Genomic DNA, 10116 nt, shown 5'->3' on the forward strand with positions numbered 1-10116 from the left:
TTACCCACGGATTCAAGCCTGCGTGCGGCCATCGTGGTTAACGGGGCGCCTGAGATCAAGATCAAAATCTAAAGCACGGCGGCCTGAAAGCCGACCTGAGTGGTTGAAGCAGAAGCAGGGCAACAGCGAAGCAGCACAAGGTCTACCTGATGAAATGAGGTTCAATTGTGGGAGCGGGCTTGCTCGCGAATGCGGTGGGTCAGGCAAGGAATCTATCAACTGACACACTGCCTTCGCGAGCAAGCCAGCTCCCACATTTCGATTTTCATTGTTTATGAGTCTGTATTTCAAACCGGTTCGCCAATGCTCTGCAGCCTTTGACTGTCACTCCCAGTGCCCGGCTGTCCAAATCCTGTGTCACCCATTTGCGACGGAGTGCACTCTGCAAAAATGCTGCGCCCAAAGCACCGGCCAAATGCGGGCGGCGCATGCTCCAGTCCAGGCAGGCGCACGCGAAGCGTCGACGCTGTGCGCGCAATGTCGCTATATCAATGCCAAGTTCGATCATCGCTGTTTCGCCGGTCACGGTGAGCTGGTAGGTGCCATCACCGACCAGCCAGCCGGCTGCGATGAAATGGTCATGCAACTGAACCGCCAGCGTGCCTGCCATGTGGTCGTAGCAGGTACGCGCGAACTGCAGCCGATTGGGCGTGGTCGAGACGAAGGCCTGGCGGGAATTGCGGCTGATCACCATCAAGCCCTCGATAGCCTGGGCGACGTGAGGGCCAGCCAGGCTGTAATAGCGGTGGCGTCCCTGGGTGTGCAGCGTGAGCAAGCCATCGTCCTTGAGCCTGGCCAAATGAGCGCTGGCGGTGGAGGGGCTCACCCCGGCAATGACGGCCATCTCGGTGCTGGTGCGTGCATGCCCGTCCATCAGTGCGCAGAGCATTTTTGTGCGCGCAGGTTCGGCAATTGCACCCGCCACTTGGGAGAGTGCCGCGTCATCGTCATGGGCGTTCATAGTTCGTTCCTGAGCGAATCGTTGCCGAGTGGAAGGGCAGATAGTAACGCTTCTTTGAGCACAGGACGCCCCGGATGACACCGCTGCAAGCCGCTACCCATGCTGATCCCTATGCGTATTACGCACGTCTGAGGCGCCACGATGAATTGATGTTCGATGCCGACCTTGGCCTATGGATTGCCAGCCGGGCCGATACGGTCGAGGCGGTCCTGGCACATCCGGATTGTCGCGTACGCCCGCCCCACGAGCCGGTGCCCAAGGCGATTGCCCAAGGCGCCGCGGGGCAGGTTTTTGCGCGATTGATGCGCATGAACGAAGGGCCGGCCCATCGATGCCCGAGGGCGGCCATCGAGCCCGCGCTCGCGGCTGTGGACGCACCACTTGTCGCAGACGTGATGGCGTCGCTGATCGACGGCGTGGATGACCTCGAAGCGTTGATGTTCAGCGTGCCCGTGTCAGTAATTGCCGCGCTGTTGGGGTTTCAGGCGCAGCAGTTGGCGTCTGTCGCCGCGCTCACGCGAGACTTCGTTGCCTGCCTTTCACCACTGAGCAGCGAAGCGCAATTGCTTGAGTCGGATGCCGGCGCGTCTCAGCTGCGGCGGATGTTCAGTGGCCTGTTGGCAGAAACGGCGTTGCTGGCACAGATCCGTGAAGGTGACTGGCAGGACGCTGACAGGTTGACTGCCAACCTGATCGGCTTGCTGTCGCAGACCTGTGAAGCCAGCGCCGGCTTGATTGGTAATTCGCTGGTGATGCTCGCTCGACAGCCGGAACTGATCGACCGGGTCCAGCGAACGCCAGCGCTCGTGATGGCGTTGGTGGAGGAAGTCGCCCGTTACGATTCGCCGGTGCAAAACACACGGCGATTCGTTGCCGCACGTTGCACAATCGGCAACCGCGTCCTTGAGGTGGGGGATACCGTTTTAGTGCTGTTGGCGTCGGCCAATCGTGACAGCGCGGCCAACCCGAGCCCCGACAGCTTTCTGCTTGAGCGCGCGCAACGACGCCTCTTCAGTTTCGGCTCGGGACGCCATCAATGTCCTGGCCAGCGACTCGCGCTGACCATTGCCTCGCAGGCCTTATTGGCGTTGCTGCATCGCCAACCCGCGTTGTTGGCCGGTGCTTGTCGGTTCAGTTACTGGCCGTCGCTCAACGGCCGTATTCCCAGGTTTCACAAGCTCGTACCAACCCAGTGACCCTTGCGCGCAATCAAAAGTGATCGTCCCTACGCCCTGTGTGGGAACGCCGAGGTTGTGACGCGGAGCGTCACAGACTGCATTCCCACGCAGAGCGTGGGAACGATCAAAATCCAGCTCCCACACAAGCCGCTCTTGATCCAACCACTCAGGTCGGCTTTCAGGCCGCCGTGCTCTGCTTTTGATCTTGCTTGTGATTGTGAACTTGATCTCAGGCGCCCCGTTAACCACGATGGCCGAACGCAGGCTTGAAGCCGTGGGCAACCCGGCAGGACGCCGGGTTAGCCGTGTTGGGCCAAGGATGGCCCGTCACGGCGGCCCACGGATTCAAGCCGGAGTGAGGGCATGCCGAGCCTAGGCGAGGCACCGAGTGGAGGGGCAAGAGCGTTTTGCTTACTTTTGCGCTCCACCAAAAGTGAGCCGCCGTAAGGGCGGAACCGATACCCGCCATCACCCAAAAAACGGATATACACACAAACCCCCGAAGCGCTCAGCCCCGCATCACCGGCGCTCGCAAATGCCCCGTCGGAAACGCCGCCGCATACACCCGACAAACCCTCAACACCTGCTCATCCGCAAACCGCGCCCCGACCACGTGCAGCCCCACCGGCAGCCCATTCGCCGCCAACCCGCATGGCACCGACGCCGCCGGCTGCTGCGTCAAATTGAAGGGGTAAGTAAACCGCGTCCACTCCATCCATTCCGCCATCCCCGAACCCGGCGGCACGTTATGCCCCGCCTCAAATGCCGTGATCGGCATCATCGGCGACACCAGCACATCGTAATGCTCATGAAACGCCGCCATCCGCGCCACCAACGCCGCGCGTGCTTCCAGCGCTGCGTTGAAATCACCCAGGCTCAACCGCTCGCCATGTTGGGCAATACGCAGCAAACCCGGGTCCAGGAGCTGCTTCTGCGAATCGCTCATCGCACTCGTCAGCCGCGCGGCGCCGGCGGCCCACAAGGTGCTGAACACCTCCAGCGGGTCACTGAACCCCGGGTCGATTTCTTCGACATGCGCGCCCAACTGCACCAAGCCTTGCACCGCCTGGGCGACTACTTCAGCCACCTGCGGGTCCACATCGACATAACCGAACGTGGGGCTGTAGGCCACGCGCAAACCTTTCAGGTCCGTTCCTGGTGTAAGCCAGGGCGTGGTCCTCGGCGCGCCGATCAAGCCGTCGCGCGCATCCGGTTGCGCCACCGCCTGCAGCATCAGCACGCTGTCTTCCACGGTGCGGGTCATCGGCCCCAGGTGCGACAGAATCGTCATGGAACTGGCCGGCCATTGCGGCACATAACCGAAGGTCGGCTTGATGCCGAAAGTGCCGGTAAATGCACACGGAATCCGGATTGAGCCGCCGGCATCGCTGCCTTGGTGCAATACACCCAGGTTCAACGCCGCCGCAGCGCCCGCGCCGCCCGACGAACCGCCCGCCGTGGTGCGCGTGTCCCATGGGTTGCGGGTGATGCCATACAAGGGGTTGTCGGTGACGCCTTTCCAGCCGAATTCCGGGGTGGTGGTTTTGCCCAGCAACACTGCACCGGCCTTGCGCATCAGGGCCGAGAAGGGCGCGTCCACGTCCCACGGCCCTTCGGCCGATGAGGTGCGTGAGCCCTTGCGCGTGGGCATGCCGATCGTCAGCGTCAGGTCTTTGATCGACGCCGGTACCCCGTCCAGCGCGCCGCAAGGTTGGCCCTTGAGCCAACGCTGCTCCGAGGCACGCGCAGCCTGCAGCGCACCTTCCGGGTCGACGTGGCAATAGGCGTTCACCACCGGGTTGTAGCGCTCGATGCGCAGCAGCGTGTCTTCGATGACTTCCACGGGTGACAGCGTCTTGTCCCGGTAATGTGCGAGTAACTGGACTGCCGTCAAATCAGCGATCTCGCTCATGCCGGATCTCCCTGCGCCGCGTTGACCATGGCGCGCAACAGCACCGCGCAGCCCGCCGCCAAGTCGTCCGGCGCAGCGTTTTCGATTTCGTTGTGGCTGATACCGCCTTCGCACGGCACGAAAATCATCCCGGCCGGGCCGAGTTCGGCGACGAAAATCGCGTCGTGCCCGGCGCCGCTGACGATGTCCATGTGGCTCAGGCCCAACGCACTCGCGCCATCGCGCACGGCGTTGACGCAGGCCGGGTTGAAGTCCAGTGGAGGGAAGTCGGCGGTGGGCGTCAGTTCAAACGTCAACCCGTGGCGGGCGGACGTGGCCTCGATCACGCTGCGCACTTCATCAACCATGGCTTGCAGCGTGTCGGCGTGCAGGTGGCGCAGGTCGATGGTCATGTGCACCTGGCCGGGAATCACGTTGCGCGAACCGGGGTGCAGGCTCAGGCAACCGACGGTGCCGCAGGCGTGGGGTTGTTGTTCATGGGCGATGCGGTTGACCGCGCTGACCACTTCGGCGGCGCCCACCAGGGCGTCCTTGCGCAGGTGCATCGGCGTGGGGCCGGCGTGGGCTTCGACGCCGGTGAGGGTCAGGTCGAACCACTTCTGGCCCAGGCATCCCATCACCACGCCAATGGTCGTGGCCTGGTCTTCGAGCACCGGGCCTTGCTCGATATGCGCCTCGAAATACGCGCCGACCGCGTGGCCCAATACGGCACGCGAACCGGCATAGCCGATGCGCTGCAATTCGGCGCCCACCGACAGGCCCTGGTCGTCGAGCTTGTCGAGGGTGTCCTGCAAGTCGAACTTACCGGCAAACACCCCGGAGCCCATCATGCACGGCGGGAAGCGCGAGCCTTCTTCGTTGGTCCACACCACCACTTCAATCGGTGCTTCGGTTTCGATGTTGAGGTCATTCAGGGTGCGGATCACTTCCAGGCCAGCCATCACGCCGTAGCAGCCGTCGAACTTGCCGCCGGTGGGTTGGGTGTCGATATGGCTGCCGGTCATCACCGGGGGCAGGGCGGAGTTGCGCCCAGCGCGGCGCGCGAAAATATTGCCGATGGCGTCGACACTGACGCTGCACCCGGCCGCTTCGCACCATTGCACAAACAGGTCGCGGGCCTGGCGGTCGAGGTCGGTGAGGGCCAGGCGACACACGCCGCCTTTGACCGTGGCGCCGAGTTGGGCCAGCTCCATCAGCGATTGCCACAGGCGGTCACGGTTGATCAGCGGGGCGTTGCTCTTGAGCGGTTGCGCAAAACTATTCATGGGCAGTCTCCGGTCAGGCACTCAGGGCCAAATAGCGATTCTTGATGCTCGGGTCGGCGCGGAAGGCGGCGGCGCTGCCCTCGTAGACCACGCGGCCCTGTTCGAGTACGTAATGGCGGTCGGCGAGCTTGTCGCAGACCATCAGGTTCTGTTCCACCAGCAGCACCGGCAGGCCGTCGTCCTTGACCTTGCGCAGGATCTTCACCAGTTCGTCGACGATTACCGGGGCGAGGCCTTCGGTGGGTTCGTCGAGGATCAGCAGCTTGGGATCGTTGAGCAGCGCGCGGGCAATGGCGAGCATCTGTTGCTCACCGCCGGACAACGCGTGGCCGGCGTTTTTGCGCCGCTCCTTGAGGCGCGGGAACATGCCGTACACGTCTTCCAGCTGCCAGCGGCTGCTCTTGCGCACGGCGATGCGCAGGTTTTCCTCGACGGTCAGCAGGCGGAAGATCCCGCGGTTTTCCGGCACCAGCGCCAGACCCTGGCGCGCGATTTCAAAGATCTTCTGGCCCACCAGCGCCTGGCCGTTGAAGTGAATCTGGCCCTGACGCGGGCAAATAATCCCGAGGATGCTGCGCAGCGTGGTGGTCTTGCCCGCGCCATTGCGCCCCAGCAAGGTCACCAGTTCGCCGGGGTTGACGGTCAATGACACGCCTTCGAGCACGTGGCTCTTGTCGTAGTAGGAATGGATATTCTCGACGATCAGCATCAGGCAGCCTCCCCAAGGTAAGCGGTGCGCACGCGTTCATCGGCGCGCACGAACTCCGGCGTGCCTTCCACCAGGATCTGGCCGTGGCTCATCACCGTGATGCGTTGGCTGATGGACATGACGATGCTCATGTTGTGTTCGATCAACAGCACCGTGTGGTCGCGGCCGAGGTCGCTGATCAGTTGGGTCATGATCGGAATGTCATCGATGCCCATGCCCGAGGTGGGCTCGTCGAGCATCAACAGTTTCGGCTTGGAGCAGATCGACATGCCCACCTCCAGCACCCGTTGCTGGCCGTGGGACAACTCGCCCGCCAGGGTGTCGGCGCGGCGGGTGAGTTGCAGGCGTTCGAGCACCTGGTCAGCCATCTCCAGGTGTTCGCGCTTGCTGTCGACGCGGCGCCAGAAGTTCAGGGCGCGTGCACCGTCACGGCCTTGGGCGGCCAGGCGCAGGTTTTCGCGCACGCTGAGGTTCTGGAACAGGCTGGTCAGCTGGAACGAGCGCGCCATGCCCAGCCCGACGCGGGCGTGGGCAGGTTTGCGCATCAGGTTCTTGCCGTCGAAATGGATCGCCCCGGCGGTGGCTTGGCGTTCTCCGGTCAGGCAGTGGAACAGGCTGGTCTTGCCCGCGCCGTTGGGGCCGATGATGGTGTGGATGGTGCCGGCTTCGACCTTGAGGTTGACGCCATTTACCGCACGGAACGCGCCGTAGGCCAACTCCAGATTGTGGGTTTCCAGCAGGATGCTCATAGCACTTCCTCCTTGGTCACGACGCCGGCTTTGCGGCTGCCTCGAACCCGTTCAAACAGTGACGACAACCCGCCCCACAAGCCGCCGCGCATGAAGATCACCACCAGGATCAGGATGACGCCGAGCAGCATCAGCCAGCGCGGCCACAGGTCGGAGAGGAAATCCCCCAGCAACACGATGGAGCCGGCGCCCAGCAGCGAGCCGAACAACGAGCCGGTGCCGCCGACGATGGTCATGATCAGGATGTTTTCGGACATCGCCAGGTCGATATTCGACAGCGGTACAAAGTGCAGCAGCATGGCGTACAGCGCGCCGGCAATCCCCGTGACTGCGCCGGACAACACAAACACCAGGATCTTGAAGTGGCGCGTGTCGTAGCCGATGGCCGAGGCGCGGGTTTCGTTTTCGCGGATCGCCATCAAGGTGCTGCCGAACGGCGAGGCGATTACCCGACGCGCACCGATGAAAATCAGCAGGAACAGCACCGCGACGAAGCCATAAAACGCATGGGCATCGGCCAATGACAGCAGCACGGTGTCGCCGATGCGGATTTCCGGGCGTGGCACACTGAGCAGGCCGTTGTCGCCGCCAGTCCAGTCGCTCAAGGTATAGGCGACGAAGTAGGCCATCTGGCTGAACGCCAGGGTCAGCATCACGAAGTAAATGCCGGTTCGTCGTATCGCCAGAGCGCCGACCAGAAACGCCAGGAAGCCACCGGCGACAGCGGCGCCCAGCAAGGCGGTGAACAGGCCCAGTTGCAGGTGGATCATCAGCAGCGCCGCGCAGTAGGCGCCAGCCCCGAAGAAGATGCCTTGGCCGAACGACAACAGCCCGGTGTAACCCAGCAGCAGGTTGCACGCCAGCGCCGCCATGGCGAAGATCAGGATTTCGGTGGCCAGGGTCGCCGAGGGCAGAATCAACGGCAGGCCGATCAATACCGCCAGCACCAACAGCAGCATGTAGCGCGATTGGGTCTTGGCAAACGGCAGGGGGTTTTTCTCGCTCATGTCAGGCTCTCCCAAACAGGCCGTAAGGGCGCACCAGAATCACCACGGCCATCGCGCCGTAGATCATCAGGCTCGCGCCCTGGGGCCAGAGTGTGGTCATCAGGCTTTGCACCACGCCCACCAGCAAACCGCCGACCAGCGCGCCGCTGAAGGAACCCATGCCGCCGATCACCACCACCACGAAGGCCACGCCGAGAATTTCCGGGCCGACAAAGGGCTGGGCGCCGCGCAACGGGGCGAACAGCACGCCGGCCATACCGGCGAGGCCTACGCCGAGGGCGAAGGTCATGGAGAACAGGCGGAAAATGTTGGTGCCGAGCAGCGACACGGTTTCGGTGCTTTCACTGCCGGCGCGCACCAGGGCGCCGAAGCGCGTGCGTTCCAGCAGCAGCCAGAGGCCGAGGCCGACCAGCGCGGAAAACACGATGAGGAACAGTCGGTAGTAGGGATAGACGAAATCGCCCACCACCAGCACGCCGCGCAGCAGTTCCGGCACGGCGACGCTTTTGCCCACCGGGCCCCAGATCATCACGCTGGCTTCCTGGATGATCAGCGCGATCCCTAAGGTCACCAGAATCTGGAACATGTGCGGCAAGTGGTAAATCCGCTGGATCAGCAGTCGCTCGATCACCCACGCCAGCGCGGCCACCACCAGCGGCGCGATCAGCAGCGCCAGCCAGAAACTGCCGGTGAGGCTGACGGCGGTGTAGCAAATGTAGGCACCCAGCAGGAAAAACGCGCCGTGGGCGAAGTTGACGAAGTTGAGCAGGCCGAAAATGATCGTCAGCCCGACCGCGATCAGGAAGTAGATCATCCCCAACCCCAGGCCATTGAGTATCTGGAACAGGTAAAGATTAAGCATGCAGAAACCCTCAGCAGGAGGCTGCTTGCGCAGCCCTGCGGTGCAATGTTCAGGGGCTCAGGCGAGCGTGCAGCCCGTCGCCTCGACCGGCGGGAACGACTGGCCGGCGCTGAGCACCTTGGCCAGGTCGTCCTTGTCGGCCATGTCGCCGCTGGCCTTGCCGATCATCAGGTAGTAATCCTTGATCACTTGATGGTCGCCGGCGCGGATCGACTCCTTGCCGGTCGGGCCTTCGAAGCTCAGGCCTTGCATGGCCTTGGCCACGGTCGGGCCGTCGAAACTGCCGGTGGCAAGGATGGTTTCCAGCATGACCCTGGTGCTGATGTAGTCGGCGGCCAGCGGGTAGGTAGGGTTGATGCCGTACTTGGCCTGGGTCAGCTTGACCAGTTCGCGGTTGAGCGGGCTGTCGACCTGGTGCCAGTACTGCGCGCCGAGGTACACGCCTTCGAGCACATCGCTGCCCAGTTCCTGGAACTGGTCGAGGCCGGCGGACCACACCAGCAGCACTTTCATGCGCTCCTTGATGCCGAAGTTCACCGCCTGGCGCAGGGTGTTGGACGACTGGCTGCCGAAGTTGAGCAGCACCAGCACGTCGGGTTTGGCGGCGATGGCGTTGGTCAGGTAGCCGGAGAATTCCTGCTCCTGCAAGGAGTGGTAGCTGTTGCCGACATGTTCCAGGCCGCTTTCCTTGAGCACGGTTTTCGCGCCTTCGAGCAAGGCTTCGCCGAACACATATTGTGGGGTGATGGTGTACCAGCGCTTGGCGTCCGGCAGCAGCTTGATCAGCGGCACCATGGTTTCGCGGATGGCGCCATAGGTGGGCACCGACCAGCGGAAGGTCGCACTGTTGCAGTCCTTGCCGGTGACTTCATCAGCGCCCACTGGCGTCATGAACACGCCGCCGGCCTTGCTGACTTCCTTGGCCACCGCCAGAGCGGATGACGACAGCGTGCAGCCCTGGAAGAAGCGCGCACCGTCCTGCTGGATCGCTTCCTGAACCTTGCGCACGGCCTTGCCGGCGTTGCCTTCGGTGTCGATGACCTTGTAGTTCAGCGGGCGGCCGAGAAGCTCGGGGTGCTGTTCCACGGCCAGGCGCGAACCCATGTCGGCAAACTTGCCATAGCTGGCAAAGGCGCCAGACATGGACTTGAGGCCGTAAAAGGTAAAGGGCTCGGCGGCGAATGCAGACCGCACGCTCAACGGAAGGCTGAGGGCGGCTGCAGCGGTGAGGCTGGCTTTTAACAACGTACGACGCTGCATGGGGTGACTCCCTGGTTTAGTTATTGGCAGGAGCGGCAAGGGCGATACGGTGGAGCAGGGCCTGTGGGCAGGCCTGTTATTGGGTGACTCGGCTTATCGGTTTGAACTCGGTCAAATGTGTGGGCTGGCTTGCCTGCGATGCGCATAAGTATCTACACAACTTTCAAGGCTGAAAAATCTCCCTGTAGTGAGCGGGCTTGCCCCGCGCTGGGC

General features: G+C 63.0%; 9 protein-coding genes. 1 reads left to right on the forward strand and 8 read right to left on the reverse strand.

Annotated features, from left to right (window positions below; translation table 11 throughout):
• Nucleotides 1-265: 265 nt before the first annotated feature.
• Nucleotides 266-961: an ArsR/SmtB family transcription factor gene (locus WBB95_RS04075; RefSeq protein WP_424486418.1), complete on the reverse strand. Its 696-nt coding sequence runs from the start codon at nt 959-961 to the stop codon at nt 266-268.
• Nucleotides 962-1035: 74 nt separating this feature from the next.
• Here WBB95_RS04075 and WBB95_RS04080 point away from each other — a divergent pair, with 74 nt between their 5' ends.
• Complete coding sequence (locus WBB95_RS04080) at nt 1036-2157, forward strand: cytochrome P450 (protein ID WP_424486419.1); 1122 nt, start codon at nt 1036-1038, stop codon at nt 2155-2157.
• 490 nt (nt 2158-2647) lie between these two features.
• Here WBB95_RS04080 and WBB95_RS04085 read toward each other — a convergent pair whose 3' ends face one another.
• From WBB95_RS04085 to WBB95_RS04115, 7 genes are read right to left on the reverse strand one after another with little or no spacing between them, the layout of a single operon-like run.
• The gene (locus WBB95_RS04085; RefSeq protein ID WP_424486420.1) at nt 2648-4051 is read right to left on the reverse strand and encodes an amidase; all 1404 of its coding nucleotides are present in this window, start codon (nt 4049-4051) and stop codon (nt 2648-2650) included.
• Nucleotides 4048-5316, reverse strand: a complete 1269-nt coding sequence (locus WBB95_RS04090) for a Zn-dependent hydrolase (RefSeq protein ID WP_424486421.1) — start codon at nt 5314-5316, stop codon at nt 4048-4050. The genes WBB95_RS04085 and WBB95_RS04090 overlap by 4 nt, the downstream gene beginning before the upstream one ends.
• A 13-nt stretch (nt 5317-5329) precedes the next feature.
• On the reverse strand, nt 5330-6025 hold the full coding sequence (locus WBB95_RS04095) for an ABC transporter ATP-binding protein (protein ID WP_424486422.1): 696 nt from the start codon (nt 6023-6025) through the stop codon (nt 5330-5332).
• Complete coding sequence (locus tag WBB95_RS04100; RefSeq protein WP_424486423.1) at nt 6025-6774, reverse strand: ABC transporter ATP-binding protein; 750 nt, start codon at nt 6772-6774, stop codon at nt 6025-6027. Before WBB95_RS04100 ends, WBB95_RS04095 begins: the two co-directional genes overlap by 1 nt.
• A complete protein-coding gene (locus WBB95_RS04105) occupies nt 6771-7781 on the reverse strand; it encodes a branched-chain amino acid ABC transporter permease (protein ID WP_424486424.1) in 1011 nt (336 codons plus the stop codon). Before WBB95_RS04105 ends, WBB95_RS04100 begins: the two co-directional genes overlap by 4 nt.
• Before the next feature lies 1 nt (nt 7782).
• Complete coding sequence (locus tag WBB95_RS04110; protein WP_424486425.1) at nt 7783-8643, reverse strand: branched-chain amino acid ABC transporter permease; 861 nt, start codon at nt 8641-8643, stop codon at nt 7783-7785.
• A 57-nt stretch (nt 8644-8700) separates the two neighbouring features.
• A complete protein-coding gene (locus tag WBB95_RS04115; RefSeq protein ID WP_424486426.1) occupies nt 8701-9903 on the reverse strand; it encodes an ABC transporter substrate-binding protein in 1203 nt (400 codons plus the stop codon).
• Nucleotides 9904-10116: the final 213 nt, after the last annotated feature.

This window comes from Pseudomonas sp. (assembly GCF_049645325.1).
In the GTDB taxonomy this organism is placed as follows: Bacteria; Pseudomonadota; Gammaproteobacteria; order Pseudomonadales; family Pseudomonadaceae; genus Aquipseudomonas.